Origin of the sequence: Paenibacillus segetis (assembly GCF_014639155.1) — a bacterium.
Taxonomy (GTDB): Bacteria; Bacillota; Bacilli; order Paenibacillales; family Paenibacillaceae; genus Fontibacillus; species Fontibacillus segetis.
In genome coordinates this window covers 1,418,480-1,439,140 of record NZ_BMFT01000001.1, presented here as the reverse complement: position 1 = coordinate 1,439,140, position 20,661 = coordinate 1,418,480, and the positions used below count along the sequence as shown (strand labels likewise).

Annotated in this window: 23 protein-coding genes; all 23 read right to left on the bottom strand. The window is 43.5% G+C overall.

Features of this window, described 5'->3' with window-relative positions:
* Window positions 1–10 precede the first annotated feature (10 nt).
* A complete protein-coding gene (locus IEW05_RS06615) occupies window positions 11–1,432 on the bottom strand; it encodes a protein-glutamate methylesterase/protein-glutamine glutaminase (RefSeq protein ID WP_188540753.1) in 1,422 nt (473 codons plus the stop codon).
* Window positions 1,433–1,461: 29 nt separating this feature from the next.
* Window positions 1,462–2,349 (bottom strand): MinD/ParA family protein, encoded by an 888-nt coding sequence (locus tag IEW05_RS06610; RefSeq protein WP_188536985.1) that lies wholly within the window; start codon window positions 2,347–2,349, stop codon window positions 1,462–1,464.
* Window positions 2,346–3,728 carry a flagellar biosynthesis GTPase FlhF gene (flhF, locus tag IEW05_RS06605; RefSeq protein WP_188536983.1) on the bottom strand — a complete coding sequence of 461 codons (1,383 nt, stop codon included), beginning with the start codon at window positions 3,726–3,728 and terminating at the stop codon, window positions 2,346–2,348. The genes IEW05_RS06610 and flhF overlap by 4 nt, the downstream gene beginning before the upstream one ends.
* Window positions 3,725–5,761 (bottom strand): flagellar biosynthesis protein FlhA, encoded by a 2,037-nt coding sequence (flhA, locus tag IEW05_RS06600; RefSeq protein WP_188536981.1) that lies wholly within the window; start codon window positions 5,759–5,761, stop codon window positions 3,725–3,727. Before flhA ends, flhF begins: the two co-directional genes overlap by 4 nt.
* Window positions 5,762–5,781: 20 nt before the next feature.
* Window positions 5,782–6,870 carry a flagellar biosynthesis protein FlhB gene (flhB, locus tag IEW05_RS06595; RefSeq protein ID WP_188536979.1) on the bottom strand — a complete coding sequence of 363 codons (1,089 nt, stop codon included), beginning with the start codon at window positions 6,868–6,870 and terminating at the stop codon, window positions 5,782–5,784.
* Window positions 6,871–6,889: 19 nt separating this feature from the next.
* Window positions 6,890–7,678: a flagellar biosynthetic protein FliR gene (gene fliR, locus IEW05_RS06590; RefSeq protein WP_188536977.1), complete on the bottom strand. Its 789-nt coding sequence runs from the start codon at window positions 7,676–7,678 to the stop codon at window positions 6,890–6,892.
* Between the two features lie 12 nt (window positions 7,679–7,690).
* Window positions 7,691–7,960 carry a flagellar biosynthesis protein FliQ gene (fliQ, locus tag IEW05_RS06585; protein WP_188536975.1) on the bottom strand — a complete coding sequence of 90 codons (270 nt, stop codon included), beginning with the start codon at window positions 7,958–7,960 and terminating at the stop codon, window positions 7,691–7,693.
* 34 nt (window positions 7,961–7,994) lie between these two features.
* Window positions 7,995–8,756: a flagellar type III secretion system pore protein FliP gene (gene fliP / locus IEW05_RS06580; RefSeq protein ID WP_188536973.1), complete on the bottom strand. Its 762-nt coding sequence runs from the start codon at window positions 8,754–8,756 to the stop codon at window positions 7,995–7,997.
* Window positions 8,757–8,779: 23 nt separating this feature from the next.
* Window positions 8,780–9,292, bottom strand: a complete 513-nt coding sequence (locus IEW05_RS06575) for a flagellar biosynthetic protein FliO (protein ID WP_188536971.1) — start codon at window positions 9,290–9,292, stop codon at window positions 8,780–8,782.
* Window positions 9,293–9,301: 9 nt separating this feature from the next.
* The gene (locus IEW05_RS06570; protein WP_188536969.1) at window positions 9,302–9,667 is read right to left on the bottom strand and encodes a response regulator; all 366 of its coding nucleotides are present in this window, start codon (window positions 9,665–9,667) and stop codon (window positions 9,302–9,304) included.
* 27 nt (window positions 9,668–9,694) lie between these two features.
* Complete coding sequence (fliY, locus tag IEW05_RS06565) at window positions 9,695–10,909, bottom strand: flagellar motor switch phosphatase FliY (protein WP_188536967.1); 1,215 nt, start codon at window positions 10,907–10,909, stop codon at window positions 9,695–9,697.
* Window positions 10,899–11,897 (bottom strand): flagellar motor switch protein FliM, encoded by a 999-nt coding sequence (gene fliM / locus IEW05_RS06560; protein ID WP_188536965.1) that lies wholly within the window; start codon window positions 11,895–11,897, stop codon window positions 10,899–10,901. Before fliM ends, fliY begins: the two co-directional genes overlap by 11 nt.
* Window positions 11,898–11,937: 40 nt before the next feature.
* On the bottom strand, window positions 11,938–12,411 hold the full coding sequence (locus IEW05_RS06555) for a flagellar basal body-associated FliL family protein (RefSeq protein ID WP_188536963.1): 474 nt from the start codon (window positions 12,409–12,411) through the stop codon (window positions 11,938–11,940).
* Complete coding sequence (locus tag IEW05_RS06550; protein WP_188536961.1) at window positions 12,408–12,632, bottom strand: flagellar FlbD family protein; 225 nt, start codon at window positions 12,630–12,632, stop codon at window positions 12,408–12,410. The genes IEW05_RS06555 and IEW05_RS06550 overlap by 4 nt, the downstream gene beginning before the upstream one ends.
* 113 nt (window positions 12,633–12,745) lie before the next feature.
* Window positions 12,746–13,567: a flagellar basal body rod protein FlgG gene (gene flgG, locus IEW05_RS06545; RefSeq protein WP_188536959.1), complete on the bottom strand. Its 822-nt coding sequence runs from the start codon at window positions 13,565–13,567 to the stop codon at window positions 12,746–12,748.
* 91 nt (window positions 13,568–13,658) lie between these two features.
* Window positions 13,659–14,042 (bottom strand): TIGR02530 family flagellar biosynthesis protein, encoded by a 384-nt coding sequence (locus IEW05_RS06540; RefSeq protein ID WP_188536957.1) that lies wholly within the window; start codon window positions 14,040–14,042, stop codon window positions 13,659–13,661.
* On the bottom strand, window positions 14,039–14,572 hold the full coding sequence (locus IEW05_RS06535) for a flagellar hook assembly protein FlgD (RefSeq protein ID WP_188536955.1): 534 nt from the start codon (window positions 14,570–14,572) through the stop codon (window positions 14,039–14,041). The genes IEW05_RS06540 and IEW05_RS06535 overlap by 4 nt, the downstream gene beginning before the upstream one ends.
* An 18-nt stretch (window positions 14,573–14,590) precedes the next feature.
* A complete protein-coding gene (locus tag IEW05_RS06530) occupies window positions 14,591–16,003 on the bottom strand; it encodes a flagellar hook-length control protein FliK (RefSeq protein WP_188536953.1) in 1,413 nt (470 codons plus the stop codon).
* 39 nt (window positions 16,004–16,042) lie between these two features.
* Entirely contained in the window at window positions 16,043–16,990 is a 948-nt protein-coding gene (locus tag IEW05_RS06525; RefSeq protein ID WP_188536951.1) for a MotE family protein, read from the bottom strand.
* 44 nt (window positions 16,991–17,034) lie between these two features.
* The gene (fliJ, locus tag IEW05_RS06520) at window positions 17,035–17,478 is read right to left on the bottom strand and encodes a flagellar export protein FliJ (protein WP_188536949.1); all 444 of its coding nucleotides are present in this window, start codon (window positions 17,476–17,478) and stop codon (window positions 17,035–17,037) included.
* A 10-nt stretch (window positions 17,479–17,488) separates the two neighbouring features.
* Window positions 17,489–18,808 carry a flagellar protein export ATPase FliI gene (gene fliI, locus IEW05_RS06515; RefSeq protein ID WP_188536947.1) on the bottom strand — a complete coding sequence of 440 codons (1,320 nt, stop codon included), beginning with the start codon at window positions 18,806–18,808 and terminating at the stop codon, window positions 17,489–17,491.
* Window positions 18,795–19,646, bottom strand: coding sequence for a FliH/SctL family protein (locus IEW05_RS06510; protein WP_188536945.1), 852 nt, complete (start codon window positions 19,644–19,646; stop codon window positions 18,795–18,797). The genes fliI and IEW05_RS06510 overlap by 14 nt, the downstream gene beginning before the upstream one ends.
* On the bottom strand, window positions 19,639–20,658 hold the full coding sequence (fliG, locus tag IEW05_RS06505; RefSeq protein ID WP_188536943.1) for a flagellar motor switch protein FliG: 1,020 nt from the start codon (window positions 20,656–20,658) through the stop codon (window positions 19,639–19,641). The genes IEW05_RS06510 and fliG overlap by 8 nt, the downstream gene beginning before the upstream one ends.
* Between the last annotated feature and the right edge of the window lie 3 nt (window positions 20,659–20,661).

Genomic DNA, 20,661 nt, shown 5'->3' with positions numbered 1-20,661 from the left:
AGAGATTCCGTTATTTCACTACTTGTACGAGCTTAGGACCAATCTCATGTAACGGTAAAACGTGACTGACACATTTTAGTTCAATTGCCGATCGTGGCATTCCATATACTACACAAGTCTCCTCACTCTCGGCAAAGGTAGAAGTCACGCCAGCATCATAGAGCCGTTTCATGACCTTCGCTCCATCACTCCCCATACCAGTTAATAGTACAATGTGTCTTCTCAACGTTTGCAACGGTAACAGTGATTCATACAACACATCTACAGAAGGCCTATGTCCATTACGAAGTTCCTGTTTTGATAAGGTTAGTTTGTACCTACCATCCCTACCGATAACGACATTCATATGGAACCCTCCTGGAGCAATGTACGCCGTACCGCTTCGCAGTTCCATTCCTTCTTCCGCTTCCTCTACGTTCAAAGCACATAAGCTATCCAAACGTTGAGCAAGTGATTTCGTGAAATTTGCAGGCATATGTTGCACAATAACTATCGGAGCTGGGAAATTGCTTGGGATTTTCTCAAGTACAGCTTTTAACGCCTTAGGGCCGCCAGTAGAAGTACCAATAGCAACCACATCCGTAAACTTCGTATGGATACCTGGCCCCGCTTCATACCCTACAGCGATTTCCTTAATTACCTCTTTAGCTGACACTTTCTCTTTAGGTACGGGCTTCTCTTTTGACTTCATCTCAGGAAGTAATGGCTGTGAGGTTTGTCTAGGAATTATCTTATCCCGCATCTTCGCTTCGTTTCGACGGAGATTCTCCTGCAACTTCTGCAGTGCAGGATGCACCTTCAAAGCATCATCATTAGGTACTTTAGGATCAGGCTGTGGTGGACTTTTGTAACCATTGTCAATCATTTTCGTCCGACGCGTATCGATCTCCACATTAGGTTTAGCGACCTTCTTTGGAGGAAGGTTGAGTTTGCTTGGCTTGTGTAGAGTGGGAAGCTCGCCAACAGATGGTGAAGGAAGTAAGGGTTCATTACTTGTCCGAAGGGCCTCTCGTGCTGCTCGTCTCTCCTTCATGAGCATTGCCGCCCGAATTTGTTCTCTCAGATCTCGCCCTACTTGATCGATATCGTGAGAACTGGTCGATGCTGAAGGTTTGCGGATGAAATCAAATGCGCCTAGTTCCAGCGCCATAATGGTTTCTCGCGTGCCTTGCTCATTAATACCAGAAAGCATAATAACTGGAACTGGATACCGCTCCATTATTATTTTGAGCGCCTCGAGACCATTCATGTCCGGCATCTCAACATCCATAGTGACTAAATCAGGCGACAGCGCTGAGATTTGTTCAACCGCTTCAGCCCCGTTTTTAGCAGTAGCCTCGACTTTAAATGATGGATCCTGTTCAATGAGATCCGATACAATTTTTCGCATGAACGCCGAATCATCAACTACCATGATCCGATAAGGCTCCATTGTTCCACCCCTGTTCTTAGTTAGCAGAATCATTTCGTGCGTTTTAGCCATTTATGCATAAATCCTTTGATTCCCGACAAGGTTTCTCTTGGTTGAAACTGTGGAACTTCAACATATTTCATAGCTACACGATAAATATCTTGCGCAGCTGAACAACCGGGAAACGCAATGGAGAAAGGAACCTGTTTTTTTACTGCTTGCATCACATGAGCATCATCACTCATATAACCCAACATAGGTATTTTCATATCGAGAAACCGGCTCGCAACCAAAGATATTTTGTCAGCAACCTGACTTGCTTCACCCTCGTCTATTACTCTGTTAACCATGAGTTGGAATGAAACGTCCTTCTCCATGCTGTGAACTACTTTAATCAGTGCATATGCATCTGTAATTGATGTAGGTTCTGGAGTAGTAACAACAAGGCACTCATCAGCAGCTACAATGAATTTAAGTGTTTCTTTTGACAGTCCAGCACCTGTATCAAAAATGATATAATCCATCTCTTCGGAAATCTGCTCAATTTGTGTGGTGAAGTAATTGAGGTCAGCTTCTGATAAGGTGAATAGATCTGCCATACCTGAACCACCGGCAATAAAAGGTAAGGAATGCGTTCCAAGTTCAATAATCTCTGAAATATCCTTCTCACCTTTTAGTAAGTGATACAAGCTATACTTCGGGCGGACTCCCATCAGTACATCTATATTAGCCATTCCAATATCCGCATCGAACAATAATACCTTTTGTCCTAACGATTTCAATGCCAGGGCAAAGTTCAAAGTGAAGTTTGATTTCCCTACTCCACCCTTTCCACTGCTCACGGTGATGATTCGAGCGGAATGGCGTACCGGAGCTTGAAGATTAAGATCATCTTTTGACGAAACTAGTTGTCTAAGTGCTTGGGCCTGATCGCTCATGATGACCTTTCTTCCAGAAGCAACAGATCAATTAACATCTTCTGATCAACCGTAAGGAGATCATCTGGTACATTTTGTCCGTTTGTAATATATGAAGCTTTCAAAGGATATTCATTAAGTAGATTATATAATGGTCCGATGCTTTCCGTCTCGTCAAGCTTTGTAAAAATTACCTTTTCCAGTCCATATCTACTAAAATGCTCCGTTATTCTTTTCATATCCTGAATCTTAGATGTTAGGCTCAGGACCAGATAGGTTTCGCTTTGAGCTGATGGAGAAAATAAGCTATGCAGTTCAGCAACGAATAACTCATTCAGATAATTTCGACCTGCAGTATCCATGATGATTAGATCACATCCAGCAAGTCTCTGAGTGGCACGCTGCATATCGCCAGGTGATTGCACTACTTCTAAGGGTACGTTCAGAATTGAAGCATAGGTCCGAAGCTGTTCGATCGCTGAGATACGATATGTATCTGCAGTAATAAACCCAACTTTTTTACGGACTCGGAAGATTTGATCCGCTGCCAATTTCGCAATCGTTGTCGTTTTCCCAACACCCGTTGGGCCAGCGATATAAACAATCTGTGTCTCTTCCCTGATCCCCTCACCGATATGATCATTCAAAAACGAACCTATTGTACTACGTACCTGCTCTACCATATCCTCATTACTTAATGTCTGACTAGAAGCTATCCATTCGTTATAAGCATCTTCAATCCACTCATCTACCAATTCGGATGAAATTTCTTGAGCTTGAAGCTGACTCTGTAAAACTAATAATGCTTCGGGAAGTTCTCGAATACCTTCCTGTTGTTTAGCTATCTTGCTCATCATTGATTTCATTTGCTTAATTTCTTCAAATAACCGATCTTCCTTGACTTCAGGTTGAGGAAGAGGTGCTGAAACAGGTGAAACTGGTTGTTCCTTAGATTCTGACTCAAGAAATAAAGATAGTCGCTCATCCAGCATCTGAGGTTGTCTATCCCTCACAGGAGGTGAAGCACGAGAAACCAAGTCATCACGTTCGGAAACTGAAGTTGTTTCACGTGATGCTGCCTCTGGTCTCTCCTTCAGGCCCACGGCAGAAGACGAACTAGACATCATTTGGGAGGATTTGCGGTAAGCCTCCGGTACAGACTGCCTAGCAACTGGAGGTGGCGATGATACTACAGGCCGCGATATTCCACCCTTAGGAGCTGAAGACTCAGTTGTCTCCGATGCAGCGATGACCTCAATTTTCTTCTTCTGGAACATTCCCAGAAAACCGCCAATTTTCAATTCCTTTGTGCTGAGAATTACAGCGTCGGCTCCTAATTCTCCGCGTATTTTATGCATAGCATCAGGCATTGTGTCGACGATATAACGCTTCACTCTCATAAATTCACCACTCCGACACTTTGAATTTCGACATTAGGTTCAAGTTCACTATAGGACAATACGGGAATATCCTGCATACTCCGTTCAATGACCTGTCGTAAATACATACGAATGGTCGGAGAGGTCAACACAATCGGTTGTTGTCCTGATTGGATAAGCCGGTTGATCTGTTCATTCAGCTTCTGGAACATCGTCTGTGTAGATTGTGGATCTAACGCTAAATAACTCCCCTGTTCACTCTGCTGAACGCTCTCTGCAATTTTCTTCTCTAGCATCGGACCTACCGTAATCACCCGCATCGTCTCTCCCTGTTGCGTAAACTGTTGTGTAATCTGCCGGGATAGCGACTGTCTGACGTATTCCGTCAGAACGTCAGGATCTTTGGTATAAGTACCATAATCAGCTAGGGTTTCGAAAATAGTGACCATATCACGAATCGATATTTTCTCACGAAGCAGTTTGGCGAGTACCTTTTGAACCTCCCCAATCGATAGAACCGATGGGATCAATTCGTCGACAAGAACCGCATAACTTTCCTTGAGATTGTCGACAAGTGTCTTGGTTTCTTGACGACCAAGCAATTCATGAGCATGCTTCTTGATCATTTCCGTCAAATGCGTTGCCACAACAGACGGTGGGTCTACTACCGTATAGCCCGACTGCTCAGCCCGATCTTTAGTAGATTCGTCGATCCAAATTGCAGGTAATCCAAAGGCTGGCTCCTGGGTCTCAATTCCTGTAATAGACTCATCATCCATACCTGGACTCATTGCCAAATAGTGATTAAGTAATAATTCACCGCCGCCTACGACATTTCCTTTAATTTTAATGACGTATTCGTTCGGTTTTAGTTGAATATTGTCGCGAATCCGAATTACGGGAACGACAAGACCCATTTCTAAAGCACATTGCCTACGAATCATAATTATTCGATCTAATAAATCTCCACCTTGTCCAGTATCAGCTAATGGAATAAGTCCATAACCAAATTCGAACTCGATCGGATCCACTTGTAGTAGATTGATAACACTCTCGGGACTTCGAACCTCCTCGATCTCCTGTTCCTCATCCTGCTGATCTTGTTCGGCTTGTTTGCGATTCAAATTCTTCTGCATTCGTAGAGCAGCATAGACTAGTATTGCAGCAAATGGTAGAGTCGTCCAAGGCCCTATCGGTGTGAAGAGACCTAATAGAGTAATCGTTCCAGCCACGATATAAATAAGTTTAGGATAGGTGAACAGCTGTCCTGTAATATCATCAGCTAGATTGCCCTCTGAGGAAGCACGGGTTACAATCAGACCCGCCGCTGTTGAAATAAGTAAGGCCGGTATTTGGCTGACGAGACCGTCACCAATCGTCAGAATAGAATATGTAGATAAGGCGTCTTGGAATGGCATGCCATGAATCGTCATACCGATGATGAAACCGCCAACTAGGTTGATTACTAGGATGATAATACTTGCGATTGCGTCCCCTTTGACGAACTTACTCGCACCATCCATCGCTCCATAGAAATCCGCTTCTCGCTCAATTTTGCGACGACGCTCCCGAGCTTGTTGCTCGTTGATCAGTCCTGCGTTTAAATCAGCATCGATACTCATTTGCTTACCAGGCATCGCGTCCAAAGTAAATCTCGCAGCAACTTCAGCCACCCGCTCCGAGCCTTTAGTGATCACTATAAATTGAACGACCACCAAGATTAGGAAGACAACGAAGCCGATAACGGGTTCGCCTTGTGATACCCATGAACCAAAGGTAGCAACTACATCCCCGGCTTTTGCTTGTCCCAAAATCAATTTGGTGGTCGAAACGTTAAGCGACAACCGAAATAAGGTTGTAATTAACAGCATCGCTGGAAAAATGGAGAACTGCAACGCTTCTTTCGTATTCATTGCGACCAGCAAAATCATCAATGAAAGCGAAATGTTAACAATTAAAAGTACATCTAACAACCAAGTTGGGATCGGAAGAATCATCAACAGAACGATGCCGATTATACCCACAAGGATGAATATATCTTTTGCTTTCTTCACAGGTCAGCCTCCGATCCCCATCATGATTTACTCTTACCCTTCATTTTGTATACATAAGCCAATACTTCAGCCACGGCCTGGAACAAATCGGCAGGAATTACATCCCCGATCTCCGATCTTTGAAACAGCGCACGTGCTAGCGGCCTGTTTTCCATTGTTATGACTCCGTGTTCTTTAGCGATCTCTTTAATGCGCAGGGCCACATAATCCTGACCTTTAGCCACAACCTGTGGGGCATCCATTTGCGATCCATCATATTTCAATGCTACGGCAAAATGCGTAGGGTTCGTAATAATCACATCTGCCTTAGGCACTTCCTGCATCATTCGTTGAAGTGCCATACGCCGCTGTCTCTCCCGGATCTTCCCTTTGATAAGCGGATCGCCTTCCATTTTCTTATACTCTTCTTTGATATCTTGTTTGGACATTCTCATTTTTTTCTCATGGTCATACTTCTGGTACATATAATCTAAGACACCTAAGACAAGTAAAGCGACAGCTATCTTGATCCCCATATTCAACATAATCTGAGCTGTAAAATGAAATGCTGCTTCCACAGTCACTTTACTCAGAGATGAAATATAGTCTCGTGAACCCCATAATGTTGAAAATACGAGATATCCTATTACTGTCAATTTCAAGATAGATTTCAAGAATTCTACGACCGAGCGCATCGAGAAAATATTCTTAAAACCTTGGATTGGATTCAATTTACTAAACTTGGGCTTGAGTCCTTCTCCATTCATTAAAAATCCAACTTGAGCGTAGTTAGCAATAGCTGCTATCACCACTACCACAAGAAAAATAGGAGCAAGCAGTAAAAGAATTTGAATCCCATAACTCCTGAACATCGTCATTACATTTTCTTGGGTGATATCCATAGTCAGTCGATGGTAGAACACATCCGAGTACAAAAGAATAAGTCGTTCCTTGATGTAACCACCAAACGCTAGCAGACCAAGAAAGGCAGACAACAGAATGAGTGAACCTGACACATCCTGGCTTTTGGCGATCTGTCCTTTTTTACGGGAATCCTGCCGTTTCTTCGGCGTAGCCTTCTCTGTTTTCTCACCCGCAAATAATTGCAAGTCCAGACGATATCGAACCATTTCGTGATTCCTCCGATTCCTACTTAGGCCGATCTCCAATGGTACCAAGTAAATTTTGCATCGATTTGAACAATACTGCGAATAAATGTTCAAACGTGTAGGTAAAACTGGAGACCAAAATGAGTAATACACCCAATCCAACAATAATCTTCAATGGAATCCCGATGACGAAAACATTGAATTGAGGGGCCGAACGAGCCAGGAAACCGAGCGCAACGTCTGTCAGAAAGAGCGCAACGACAAGTGGCGCAGCCATTTGAAACGCGAGTAGAAACGATTGACTGAATGTTTTGATTAGAAAATCTGACAAGTTCCCACTGTAAATACGTTGAAACAAATCATTAGATAATGGGATCCAGTTATAGCTTCGAATCACAGCATCCAGCAAATAATGATGACCGTTCATGCTTAAGAATAATAAAGTAGCAAACATATACTTAAAGTTACCAAGAACGGGTGCTGATGCCCCAGTCATCGGATCAATTACATTCGCGATCCCGAAACCAATTTGGATATCAATAAATGATCCGGCAATTTGAATGACAGTAAACATAAGATATGCCACAAACCCCAATAACAATCCAATCAATACTTCACGGATGATAAGCAACACATAACTGAGATCCATCGGAATCACCTGATCCGTTCCCTGAATTAAGAGAATCAGGAAGGCGACCATAGCGGAGATACCAATTTTGAAAGTTGATGGAACCGTTTTGGATGCAAAGATGGGGGCGACTACAAAAAACGCCGACATTCGACAAAAGATAAGCATAAAAATGGGTAATCCCTGCAGTATAGTCTCCATGTTCACTTTGGCCTAACCGATATAACTAGCTAGATTATTAAATATGCCATAGGTGAAATCAACTAATGTCGATAGAATCCATGGACCAAACAATAACAGGGCGAGCAATACAGCAATGATTTTGGGGACAAAGGCGAGTGTCTGCTCCTGTATTTGCGTTGTTGCCTGAAAAATACTAATGATCAGACCAACAACGAGACCAATCAAGAGCATCGGAGCACTAACCTTCAGTACGGTAAAAACGGCTTGTCCGGCCAAACCGATAATAAATTCCGAACTCATTACCGCTTCCCCCTTTTAAGAATAAGTAACCTCGTCACGTGTTAAAACTGACTAGTAGTGATTTGACTATCAAGTACCAGCCATCAACAAGCACAAAGAGCAAAATTTTAAACGGAAGTGAAATCATGACCGGTGGTAACATCATCATCCCCATAGCCATCAAGACACTGGCAACGACGATATCAATAATTAGGAATGGGATAAAAATTAAGAATCCCATTTGAAAGGCCGTCTTCAGTTCACTGATAGCAAATGCTGGTACCATCACTGTAATCGGGATGTCCTCGTAAGAAGCTGGTTTCTCCGTTTTGGTATAGCTCATAAACAATTGCAGATCTTTCGGACGAGTATGTGAATACATAAACTTCTTCATCGGAACGGAAGCTTTATTCAAAGCATCCGTCTGAGTTATTTCCCCTTTGATATAAGGCTGCACTGCCACTTCATTAATCGTGGACAGCGTCGGGCTCATAACAAAAAGTGTCAGGAATAAAGCAAGTCCAACAAGCACCTGATTTGGAGGCATCTGCTGCGTTCCCAGCGAGCTGCGGACAAATCCGAGCACAATAACAATCCTTGTAAAGCTCGTCATTAGCACTAGAATCGCAGGTGCGATACTGAGTACTGTGATGAGTAGAATAATGGACAAGGAGCTTGTGCTCGGCTCCCCTCCTGAATCTCCGATTTGAATTCCGATATCCGGTATCGGATTCACTGCTGTCGCGGAGGCTACGGTAACCGTAAATACGCTCCATAAGCCAAGCAACAAGCCAACGATAATGAGCTTTTTCTTCATGAATCCCTCGACCGATCTGTAGATTATTCTTCTTCGTCTTTCAATAGTTGTTCCATTTGTTTTTTCCGGTTCGGCATTTTTTGCAGCTGTGATTGAAATACCTCATGAAATGATGTACTTTCCAGTTCCTCTACTTCCACCTGTGGTTTCTTCCGAAGACGAGATACGAATCCGGATACCACCGATGTCAAAGCAGGATACTCTGCAATTTCTTCTTGGAAAGCCTGATGAATAACGGCCACTTCACTAGGATCAGAAACCTTATCGACAAGCGTAATGTTCTCGCCAACCCCGACGAGATACACACTATTGCCAACTTGAATGACCTGTAAAGATTTATTAGGTCCCAGACCGATAGCCCCCATCGTTTGGATCGATCGGTTTTGAGACATAAAACGACTTCTTTTTCCTAGGAAACGAATCAGCAATATGATCAGTACAACAATAATTGCTAACACGACGATGACCGTTATCAGATTCCCCCAAATATTAAAATCAGTATTATAAGACGGAGGGCCATCCTGATTCGAAGGCATGGCTCTAGCCTACAATCCAAGTGTCTTGTTAATAGCTTCAACAACCCGGTCGGACTGGAACGGCTTAACGATGAAGTCTTTAGCACCCGCTTGAATCGCGTCGATAACCATCGCTTGTTGTCCCATTGCTGAACACATAATCACTTTTGCATTTGGATCAATTTTCTTGATCTCCTTCAGTGCAGCAATCCCGTCCATTTCTGGCATCGTGATATCCATCGTAATGAGGTCTGGATGTAATTCTTTAAATTTCTCGATGGCCTGCGCACCGTCTTGCGCTTCACCCACAACTTCGAACCCGTTCTTCGATAAAATGTCGCGGATCATCATTCTCATAAAAGCAGCATCGTCTACGATTAGAATTCGGTTTGCCATTGATTAAAAATCCTCCCTAAACTTCTACTATTGTAATTTCTGTATGCGATCCCATTGGCTAACAATATCGGTAACACGAACACCAAAATTCTCATCAATAACTACGACTTCGCCTTTGGCGATGAGTTTGTTGTTCACCAGTATATCTACAGGTTCACCAGCGAGCTTGTCCAGCTCAATAATTGAACCTTGAGATAATTCCAAGATATCCTTAATTTGCTTTTGGGTCCTCCCTAATTCTACGGTGACTTTAAGGGGAATGTCCATCAATAAATTTAAATTATTGTCGTCAACATGTGAGAATGTTGGAGCTCCCAAGTTAGAAAATTGAACAGGCTGTACATTTAAGCTACGTCCTTGAAGTCCTCCGTAGTGTTGAGGTTCGCTGTATGGGCGCTCCATAGGTACATTGTAAGGCATTTGTTGTTGCGTATGAGATTGAGGCGGATATACCGGTTGCTCATATGCAGATTGCATTGGCGGTGCAGAATGTGTCGATGGTGCCGGCTGTACAGGAGCTGCAGGTGTAGCTGTCGCCGCAACCTCTTGATGAGCTGGTTCTGAAGACGAACCATTGATGAGACTATCTACCATATCCTTAGAAAATTTCACCGTAAGAAGCTGCATGATCGTCGAATCAATCAAATCTCCGATAGTCAACCTGAACGATACCTTGATCAGGGTTTCATCGGGAGGAAGATTGCTTACCCCGTTTCCGTTGGACATATTCAAGATATCGATACCCGGTGGTGAAATATTCACGAATCGGTTGAAAATCGTCGACATCGATGTCGCGGAGGAACCCATCATTTGATTCATTGCTTCTTGAACGGCACTGATATGAATTTCATTCAATTCCGCATCTTCCGGATTTCCTTCTCCACCAAGCATGAGATCAGCAATGACTTGAGCGTCTCTTGTCTTGATGACCAGTGAATTCATCCCTTCAAAACCATCCACATATTGTACATGAATCGCCACGTGTGGTTTAGGGAACTCCGTCTCAAATTGCGAGCGTGTAATAATTGACACCTTAGGGGTGGTAATATCCACCTTCTTGTTCAATAGTGTCGAAAGAGCTGTAGCCGCACTGCCGAACGTGATATTGCCGATTTCACCCAGTGCATCTTGTTCTAACGCTGTCAAATAGTCGTCTACTGTGGGTTCAGACGGCGTATCATGATTCGCCTGCTTGAGTAGAGCGTCAATCTCCTCTTGAGACAAATAGTCTTTACTCGTCAAATTCTTCAACTCCTTCGCTGACAATTTCATCAATTTGAACGGCGACTCGGTCTTTTAACGTACCAGGGCTACCGATATATTTTAATCTGTCTCCGATCATAATGGACAGCCCCTCTTGAACGGGCTTATTCAAGGAGATTACATCACCAACGGATAATCCTAAGAATTCGCGGATCGTAACTTGTGATTCACCAAGCTCGGCAATAATCGGCAATGTTGCCTTGTTCACACGATTACGGAGTGCATCAACCTCTTCAGGAATACGCGATTTTTTCTGAGAGACAAACCAATGATGGACCGAAAGCTTAGGCATAATAGGCTCGATTACCACATGAGGAATACATAAATTGATCATCCCCGTTGTGTCCCCAATTTTGGTGCTAAGCGATATCAGGGCAATCGTCTCATTTGGCGAAACAATTTGCATAAACTGCGGGTTTGTTTCCAAAGCTTCCATCCGCGGATTAATATCGATAATCGTCTTCCAAGCCTCTTGCAAACTTTCAAATGCTCGACTAAATATACGCTCCATAATAATCGTTTCGATCTCTGTTAAAGATCCGATCTTTGATGGAGCTGTACCGATTCCTCCTAGTAACCTATCCAACATAGCATAAGCAACGTTTGGATGAACCTCAAGTACCATTCTTCCCTCTAATGGCTCCGCTTCAAAAATATTAAGTATCGTCATCTTTGGAATAGATCGGATGAACTCATCATATGGAAGCTGTTCCACCTGAACTACGCTAATTTGCACGAATGTACGAAGCTGAGCCGAGAAGTAGGTGGTGAGATAACGGGCAAAGTTCTCATGAATCCGGGTTAAGCTACGGATATGATCTTTAGAAAACCTCACCGCTCTTTTGAAATCGTACGCTCTTATTTTCTTTTGCGTTTCTTCCTTTTTCAGTTCTTCTGCATCCATTTCGCCGGAAGATAACGCGGCGAGCAGAGCATCGATCTCATTTTGCGATAACACATCTACCAAACATCTCACCCCCTTAAAGGATTTATTCTATCGATATTGTCTAGATAGGTGTACTAATGAAATAAGTAATATCGATTTGAACCACTTTTCCTTCCGGCAGTGACTTGTTGATTAAATTCAACAGTTTGGAGCTTAGATTGTCTTTGCCTACGGATCCGTTCAAATCCTCCGGTTTGGTGTCGGCAAGCGTCTTGATAATAATAGGTTTGATTTTATAATCTTTGATTTTATCGAAAGCTTCCTTAGAAGTTTTACGATCCATTTGGAATGCAAAATCCATTACAACAACATAATTGGGGTCAGACAAATTTGTTTTGATCCCATCAATCGTTGAAGTTACTTCAACAATCTCATCCGCTGACAAACCTGATGGTGCTTTTACATCCTGAACGGCGGCACTTAGTTCATTTCCAGGACTAGGCTGTGAGTAATCCTTCAGCAGTAAGAATGCGGCCAATACGATCAATGTAATGGATAGTAGAATCGTGATTAGCCAAGGCGCCATTTTCTTCATGACCATTCCTCCGTTTGTTGCACTTTAATAGTTGCGGCGTGAATACCTATTTCACTGTAACACTCTTTCACCCTTGCGATGACTTCAGCAGCTTTCTCAAGAACGATAATACGCTTGCCATTAACAAGGGTTACGTATGTATCCGGTGTTTCTTCAACGGTTTCGATCATGAGTGCATTCAACCACATTTGTGAACCGTTTAAGCGTGTTATAGAGATCATAATAACCCTCCCAAGTGGTAACGGAGTAATCCGTTCCTTATCGGAAACACCGTTTGAATCTTCGCATGAAGGAAGCGAAGGAGGAGATAAATCCTCCCCCGCAATTCAATAACTTAGCGTTTTAAATTGACAACTTCTTGTAAAATTTCATCAGATGTTGTGATGATACGAGAATTCGCTTGGAATCCACGTTGAGCTACGATCATTTCAGTGAATTCCCCTGTCAGGTCAACGTTGGACATTTCCAACTGTCCAGAGATGATAGCTCCTGTTCCGTCTTCCTGATTGTTAGCAGTCGTAGGTACGAGTTCACCTTCTGCATTGGCATTCAGAGTCATACGGTACAAGTTGCCACCAATTTTCTCAAGTCCTTCAGGGTTAGTCACTCTGGCTACGCCAATTTGCGCCCCTGCTTCTGTCTCTCCGGTATTCATTTTCATAACGATAGTTCCATCCTGCGCAATAGAGAAAGCCGTTACATCTTCTCCAAGCGGCTCAAGCGGATCTCCGCCAGCGTCACAGACGAGCAATCCATCAGAAGTGACCAATTGACGTGCTGCATCCAAATGGAAATCTCCAGCTCTAGTTAGAAAAGCAACCTCTTGATCAGCTGATAGCTTCACTAAAAAGAATCCATCTCCATCAATACGAAGGTCTAACGGGTTATTCGTCGTCATTGCGCTTCCGGATGTATGAAGCGTATCAATCGAACCAATCGAAACACCTAGACCAATCTGCTTCGCATTAACCCCACCGCTTTCGCCATCTGCCGGGGCCGTAACACCGGCAACTGTCTGGCTCATAATATCCTTGAACATCACTCGACCAGATTTGAATCCAACTGTGTTTACGTTCGCAATATTGTTCCCGATAACGTCAAGCTTCGTTTGAAACCCACGCATCCCAGAAACGCCCGAATACATTGATCTTAACATACGTTCTCATTCCTCCCAGGAATAAAATGATAGCTTGCGAGCTGCTTCAGTCGATCCGCAGCCCTTGGCTTTCCAATTACGGGCCAGCCAATTAAGAAATGATAACTGCACTATCGATCTGCGTAAAAACATTATCTTTCATGCTGTTACCGTCCATTGCTGTAACTACTGTACGATTACCTACATTTACGATGAGAGCCATATCTTTCATCAAGATGAGAGAATCCTTTGCTCCCTTAGCAGCCGCACTGTCAATGGCAGATTCGATTTGATTCAATTGTTCAGGCTTCAGTTCAATACCTCTTTGTTCCAAACGTTTGACCGCATGGTTACTGAAGTGAACAAGTCGGTCTTGAAGCATTTCTTTGAATGAAGTTCCTTGTCCGGCATTAGCCTGACTGTTCTTTGGTTGTGCTAGTACACTGGGTCCAATTCGACCTGGATACAGTTGACCTACTTTAATTGGTGAGTTCATGATTCTCCCGCCTCACCAGCATCGTTTGTATCACCTGGCACTTCAGGAACTTCTGGAACCTCAGGTTCAGGTGGGTTGTCAACCTGCACGATCTGATCAATCGGTATTTCCTTATCACCGACTTTGACGTAGTGAACGCCACTGCGAACGACGATGGAATCTACGATTCCACTTTCCTTCACTGTAATAACCTCCGCTTGTCCTGTCTCAAGTGAATAATCACCTGTCTTGGTTTGTGCCGTCCAGCTAACTTGCTTCCCAATTAATCCGGAATTATTACCTAGGGATTGACTCATTGCCGTTAACTGTTCAGAGATATTCACAAGCTGTTCTACAGAAGTAAATTGAGCCATTTGAGCGACCATTTGGGTGTTGTCCATAGGTGATAACGGGTCCTGGTTCTGCATTTGTGCCATCATCAGCTTTAGAAAATCATCTTTACCCAAGTTACCACCTTTTGAGCTTGCTTTTGTTGCATTTCCTGCTGAGTAACCAGGCCATGCTACATTCGTTCCTATAATATCCGCCACATTGCTTCCTCCTTTCTATTAAGCTTTAGCAACGAAGGAGCTTCCGTAGTTGACTTCCTTAGCTCTCACCTCAGAGATCCATTCGTTCCATTCCTCATTCAAGTCACTCACTAGCAAAGCATCATCTTCTTGAATCTCACGACGTTTACCATTCTGTTGCTGGCCAGTGCCATTACCTGTACCGGTACCAGGTTGACGTCCGTCTTGATACATGTGTGAAGATAATGAAGAATTCTGCGTTACTTCCAGTTTAGAAACTTGAAGTCCTTGTGCTTGAAGAGCGGATCTGAGTTGTCCCATCTGTTGCTCCAGTGAATCCTTAGCTAAAGCAGTCTCCGTTACGAATTGGGCTATCATTTGGCCATCTCGCATCGTAATCTTCACATCTACTTGTCCTAAGTGCTCTGGATACAAAGAAATTTTGGCTTCCGAAATCCCTTGAAGTTTGACGATATCCATCTTGTTTACTAGAAAGCCACTCATTTCCTTACCGAAATTCTCAACAGGTACAGACGGTGCCGTCGTTTTTACTGGTGCGGATCCGGCTTGACGCATCACAAGTTGTCCTGCAGTGACTATATTACCGGAATGTAGTCGAATTTCACTTTCAGAAACCGACTGATCATCACCTGACTCCGACTTGGTCGTACTTGATACTACGCTAGCTAAAGAGATAGTTGGCTCTTTGCCTTGCGTTGCATTACTTGTAAGTACATTTTGAACGGTTTGTGACGCGTTCTTTCCCGTTGTAGCTTCAGAACTCTTATTAAGGAGAGAAGCTAAACTCACATTATTGTCTGAGTTGTTTGTCTGTTTCTCACCGAAAGGATTGATCTCGGTTTGGGTAGCATTCATCGAATTTAGAACACTTTGCAAGGATTGAAGCATCGCCTGTGCTTGCCCCAAATTACTCGTCCCCATCGATTGTTGTCCTTCAGATACGGTTAATACCTGCACTAATGCATCTTGAATCGCGAATCGCATCGTCTCAGAGTGCTGTGCTAGAACTGGTAACTCCGTGTGTTCTTCAGTAGCAGCACTGTCATTACCTGTCGATCCACTTTGCCGAACCAGGTTCTGAATCCCCTGAAGCCAACTCTGCAACAACTCAAGAAGTGAAGGATTCTCTGATAAAGCTTCATCCATTTGATCAAGTTGATGTAACAAGTCAGTAAGCAACTTATTCACTGTGTCTCCATCTTCTTGTGTCTCAAGATTACTACCATCCGTTGACTGACTCAGATTTGTCAAAGTCAATAATTGTGCGGAAACTTGACCTTCTTGTGGTTGCGCATTACCCAACTGCATCATAAGTAGTGTTTGGTTAAAATCTTGCCCAGTTCCTTGAACTGACTCCGATTTACCACTAGCCCCATACCAAAGTCCATTTGTTGCAGTTCCGGCTGATAGATTTGATACTGTTTGACTCATCTATTTTCTCACCTCCTTTCAAGTGTTGGACGGATCAGCTTATTTACTAACAAGCTTGTTTAGTATTTTCGTCGTTTGTACGTCATCAGCTTTAGCCATAGATTCCAAAATTTTCGAACGTGTTGAGTCATTAACTGCATTTAATATTTTCAGTGCTTTGTCAGGACTGATTTTGTATGTTTGTAAGATCAGAGCCGATGCAGAATCAGCTGACATGCTTGCAAACGTTGCACTTAATTGTTGATCGCTCAATCCCGTATTCGTATTTGTAGTCGTGGTTTTAGCTTCCGCTTCTTTCTTAAGGCGGGATTGCAATGCAGCAATCGCTAAATCTTCAGCAGGCTGAGTATCTTTTAGCAATATTGAAATATCAGCTGCTTTTTGCGCATCCATTTTCTCAAGAATGGCGACTTTACTTTCATTATTCATCATACTGAGCATTTGAAGAGTCTCATCCGTCGTCAACTTTTCTAGAATAGCAGCAGCTTTCTTAGGACTCATTTGAGCATATAGTTGAGCAAGCTTCTTGACTTCTTTCTGGTACGCTTCTTGTTCGTCGGCTAATTCTTGCTTAGCAGCTACTTGTTGACTTGCTGACAATTCTGCCTGCAGATCCTTCAATTTCCCCTCTTGCTCCACTACTTGAGCATTGGCTTCTTTCAGATCGGCTTCTTGCTTCGTCACCTGCTCTTTAAGCTGTTTGATGGTAGCTTCGGAACTCTCTATCTGTTTTTTTCTATCCTTCTCTTTGTCTTTCTGAGTATCTTTTATATCCGTTTGTGCAACTTCATCGTCAGGAATCAAATTTCTTACAATTGGTATATTCTTAGCAAATCCCTGCATCATATCACGAAACGGCATATTAAATAGTGTCAGTAGAACACCAAGTAAAACAACTGTAAACAGAATGGGAGTCACAAAAAACAAAAAACGTGAAAACCCGCCGCCTGTTTCATAATCTTCTTCTTCCAACTCAGCCTGTGCCATCCTATCGCCTCCTTCGCAAGCCCATCATTACCACCCGCTCCGCTCTAACGGGCTCTCATGGCAAACCGGACTGTAGCCATCTCATCCAGTTCGTTTTGTTCCCGAAGAAGCATTTCGTGCTGATATTTGTTTTGTTCCTTCTCTTTAGCCTTCAGCCAAACTTTCTCGTCTAACATTTTACCGTTCAAGAAACTCTTTTTGTTCTCAACATTGACCTCAGCTCGCTGTACATCCCTTGTTTTGCTAGATATGCATTGCTCGAGAAAATCCATGTACCTCTGAAGTTCCTGTAACTTGATTACGGAAGCTTTGTTCTCCATCTCTGACTGAATCGCAATGAATGTAGCTCTTTTGTCTTCGAATAACTGATTAAGTGAACGTTGCTCCGCTTGCAAATGGCCTACGGCAGCCGAGAGCATCCATTCCGCTTGCGTTTTCTCATTCGATTTCAAATCTACAACTTTCTGATAGACGTAACGAAACTTCATTATTTAAGGGTCAGCTCCTCGTAAATTCAGAAATCAAACGTTCTTGTACTTCGGGTAACGTTACTTTCTCATTCACTTTCTGCTTCGAGAAATCCCAGATCCGCTGTATGTAACCGATAGCTTCATCAATTTCATCATTTGACCCCTGCTGATAGGCTCCGATATTAATCAAATCCTCAGAATCCTTATATACTGAGAGTAAGCGTTTCAGGTTCTCCGCCGCATCACTTTGTTCGTCCGAGACGATATCCTTCATAACCCGGCTTATACTTGCCAAAATATCAATCGCAGGAAAATGACCTTTGTTTGCAATATTCCGATTCAATACAATATGTCCGTCTAGAATTCCCCTGACCGCGTCAGCAATCGGTTCATTCATGTCGTCACCATCAACTAGCACCGTGTAGAATGCAGTGATTGAACCTGTAGGCCCTGTCCCAGCTCTCTCCATCAACTTAGGCAATGCCGCAAATACTGATGGAGTATATCCACGCATCGCAGGTGGTTCACCAACGGCAAGTCCAACTTCACGAAGTGCCATCGCGTATCTTGTAACTGAGTCCATCATCAACATGACGTTTAGTCCACGATCACGAAAATACTCAGCGATGGTCGTCGCTATGAGTGCACCCTTCATCCGAATCAATGCAGGTTGGTCAGAAGTAGCAACGATGACTACGGAACGTTCCAAACCTTCCGGTCCAAGATCGCGCTCAATGAAGTCAAGCACCTCACGTCCACGTTCCCCTATCAATGCGATGACGTTTACATCCGCCGCAGTATTACGGGCGATCATACCCATCAACGTACTTTTCCCTACCCCAGAACCCGCAAAGATCCCGACACGCTGTCCTTTACCAATCGTAAGTAAACCATCAATCGCTCTAACTCCGATACTAATAGGTTCTGCAACTCGCGGTCGTTGCAGTGGGTTCAGCGGTTTGTTATAGGTGGAGTAGTGACTCATTCGGGAAGGTATGACCGAACCATCCAGTGGTTGACCTAGCCCATCAAGCACTTTACCCAGTAATTCTGAACCTACCTGAACACTGAGGGGTTTGCCTGTTCCAACCACATCACAGCCTGGTCCAATGGATTGCAATTCCCCTAAGGGCATCAACAACACTTTATTATCGCGAAATCCAACAACTTCTGCCTGTAGGGGTTGGGTCGATTTACTAGGATATATGTAACAGACATCACCTATGCTTGCGTCAGGGCCTTCAGATTCCACCATCAGCCCAATAACCTGTGTCACTTTCCCATTAATCCGGACAGGATCCAATTGTCTTAGATGATCGATATAACGTTCCGAATCAATTTTCATCATGCGGTTGTCCCCGATCCTCGGTCTGCAGCGAGATTCGCAACAGTTCTTTTTTTATCTCCGCTAATTGCGTATCAACTCTAGCATCCACACTACCAAATGATGATCGAATAACGCAGCCGTGGTCTTTCACGGTAGGATCAGGCAAAATTTGCAACTCGGCTTGTGAGTCAATTGCCAAGCTCAACTCTTCTCTGGCTGCCTGAACAAATGAAAATTGCGATGGAGAAACGCATAGGGTAAGAATGCCCTGCTCCCGTTTGCGAGAAAGATTCCCCTTAATCAATTCCAACGTATATTCCGGATCTAGATCAAGTTGTTTCGCAATAATCTTCTCAGCAATAGCACAGCTTAGTTCCACTAGAAAAGGTTCAGCCTCTTGAATGATACGTCCTTTTTCGATATATGCTTCTTCAAGCACAGCAGATGCCTCGGCCATCATCTCGTTGATCTTGTCCCGAAGGGTCTGTTCTGCCTGAATTTTGCCCTCTTCAAAGCCTTGACTGAACCCTTCCGACTTGATCGCTTCAATCAGATCTTCATCTTGCTCTCTACGTTCCTGCCACCAGGTATCAATCTGCTCCCTGGCTTCATTCAGCAAACGCTCACTTTGCTCCGAAGCTTCCCGCACCTGACGTTCGGCGAAATCCTTCGCATCGACAAGCATCTGTCGTCTAGTTTCTTCAGCGGCTAAATCTTCAGCAGCGACGGCAACCTCTGCCTTCGCACTGATCTCATCATCTAATTGTTCTGCTTCGGAGGACTGGTACGTTTTGCCCAAATTGAGTTGTTTCAGAATGTCCACCGGAACGTACTGGGACACCTTGATCAAATTAGACAATGATGTCATCTCCTCCACCACGTGCAATAATAATTTCTCCAGACTCTTCTAATCTACGGATCGTTGCTACGATACGGGTTTGAGCTTCTTCCACATCACGAAGCCGCACAGGCCCCATAAATTCCATTTCTTCTTTGAAAGTCTCTGCCATCCGTTTTGACATATTGCGGAAGACTGCTTCTCGTACTTCTTCACTAGCCACTTTAAGCGCAAGTTGCAAATCCGAATTTTCAATGTCGCGAATAATCCGCTGAATATAACGGTTGTCCAAATTAACGATATCTTCAAAGACAAACATACGTTTCTTGATTTCTTCGGCAAGTTCTGGATCCTGAATTTCTAAAGAATCGAGAATTGTGCGTTCTGTACCACGGTCGACACCATTCAAAATTTGAACAATCGACTCGAGTCCACCAGCACTTGTATAGTCCTGAGTAACCGTCGCTGACAGCTTTTGTTCCAGTACGCGTTCCACTTGAGAGATTACTTCTGGTGATGTACTGTCCATCATGGCTATTCTTCTTGCTACTTCAGCTTGTTTCTCCTGAGGAAGTGAGGATAGAATAATAGCCGCTTGTTCAAATTGAAGATATGACAGTACCAGAGCAATCGTCTGAGCATTCTCATTCTGTATAAAGTTGAGGATCTGGTTAGGATCCGCTTTACGCGCAAAATCGAACGGTCTAACTTGAAGTGTCGCAGTTAATCGATTAATAATATCGAACGCTTTGGATGCACCGAGTGCTTTCTCCAAAATCTCTTTGGCGTAGTTAATACCGCCTTGTGTAATATATTCCTGAGCGAGACAAATCTGGTGGAACTCCGCCATGATCATCTCTTTCTCACTAGCATCAACTTTACGAACATTAGCGATTTCGAGCGTTAATTGTTCAATTTCTTCGTCACGAAGATGTTTGAAAATTTCTGCGGAGACCTCTGGTCCCAAAGTAATTAATAAAATCGCTGCTTTTTGTCTTCCACTTAATCCTTGAGACGTTGCCACTTTCGACATTGC

Excerpts from the sequence above, each read along its gene's own strand:
- IEW05_RS06610 (WP_188536985.1), bottom strand. The coding sequence starts at position 2,349 with ATGAGCGATCAGGCCCAAGCACTTAGACAACTAGTTTCGTCAAAAGAT.
- IEW05_RS06540 (WP_188536957.1), bottom strand. The coding sequence starts at position 14,042 with ATGAACTCACCAATTAAAGTAGGTCAACTGTATCCAGGTCGAATTGGA.
- fliR (WP_188536977.1), bottom strand. The coding sequence starts at position 7,678 with ATGGAGACTATACTGCAGGGATTACCCATTTTTATGCTTATCTTTTGT.
- IEW05_RS06525 (WP_188536951.1), bottom strand. The coding sequence starts at position 16,990 with ATGGCACAGGCTGAGTTGGAAGAAGAAGATTATGAAACAGGCGGCGGG.
- fliP (WP_188536973.1), bottom strand. The coding sequence starts at position 8,756 with ATGAAGAAAAAGCTCATTATCGTTGGCTTGTTGCTTGGCTTATGGAGC.
- fliJ (WP_188536949.1), bottom strand. The coding sequence starts at position 17,478 with ATGAAGTTTCGTTACGTCTATCAGAAAGTTGTAGATTTGAAATCGAAT.
- IEW05_RS06570 (WP_188536969.1), bottom strand. The coding sequence starts at position 9,667 with ATGGCAAACCGAATTCTAATCGTAGACGATGCTGCTTTTATGAGAATG.
- IEW05_RS06550 (WP_188536961.1), bottom strand. The coding sequence starts at position 12,632 with ATGATCTCTATAACACGCTTAAACGGTTCACAAATGTGGTTGAATGCA.
- flhB (WP_188536979.1), bottom strand. The coding sequence starts at position 6,870 with ATGGTTCGATATCGTCTGGACTTGCAATTATTTGCGGGTGAGAAAACA.
- IEW05_RS06575 (WP_188536971.1), bottom strand. The coding sequence starts at position 9,292 with ATGCCTTCGAATCAGGATGGCCCTCCGTCTTATAATACTGATTTTAAT.
- flgG (WP_188536959.1), bottom strand. The coding sequence starts at position 13,567 with ATGTTAAGATCAATGTATTCGGGCGTTTCTGGGATGCGTGGGTTTCAA.
- fliQ (WP_188536975.1), bottom strand. The coding sequence starts at position 7,960 with ATGAGTTCGGAATTTATTATCGGTTTGGCCGGACAAGCCGTTTTTACC.
- fliG (WP_188536943.1), bottom strand. The coding sequence starts at position 20,658 with ATGTCGAAAGTGGCAACGTCTCAAGGATTAAGTGGAAGACAAAAAGCA.
- IEW05_RS06555 (WP_188536963.1), bottom strand. The coding sequence starts at position 12,411 with ATGAAGAAAATGGCGCCTTGGCTAATCACGATTCTACTATCCATTACA.
- IEW05_RS06530 (WP_188536953.1), bottom strand. The coding sequence starts at position 16,003 with ATGAGTCAAACAGTATCAAATCTATCAGCCGGAACTGCAACAAATGGA.
- IEW05_RS06615 (WP_188540753.1), bottom strand. The coding sequence starts at position 1,432 with ATGGAGCCTTATCGGATCATGGTAGTTGATGATTCGGCGTTCATGCGA.
- fliI (WP_188536947.1), bottom strand. The coding sequence starts at position 18,808 with ATGATGAAAATTGATTCGGAACGTTATATCGATCATCTAAGACAATTG.
- flhF (WP_188536983.1), bottom strand. The coding sequence starts at position 3,728 with ATGAGAGTGAAGCGTTATATCGTCGACACAATGCCTGATGCTATGCAT.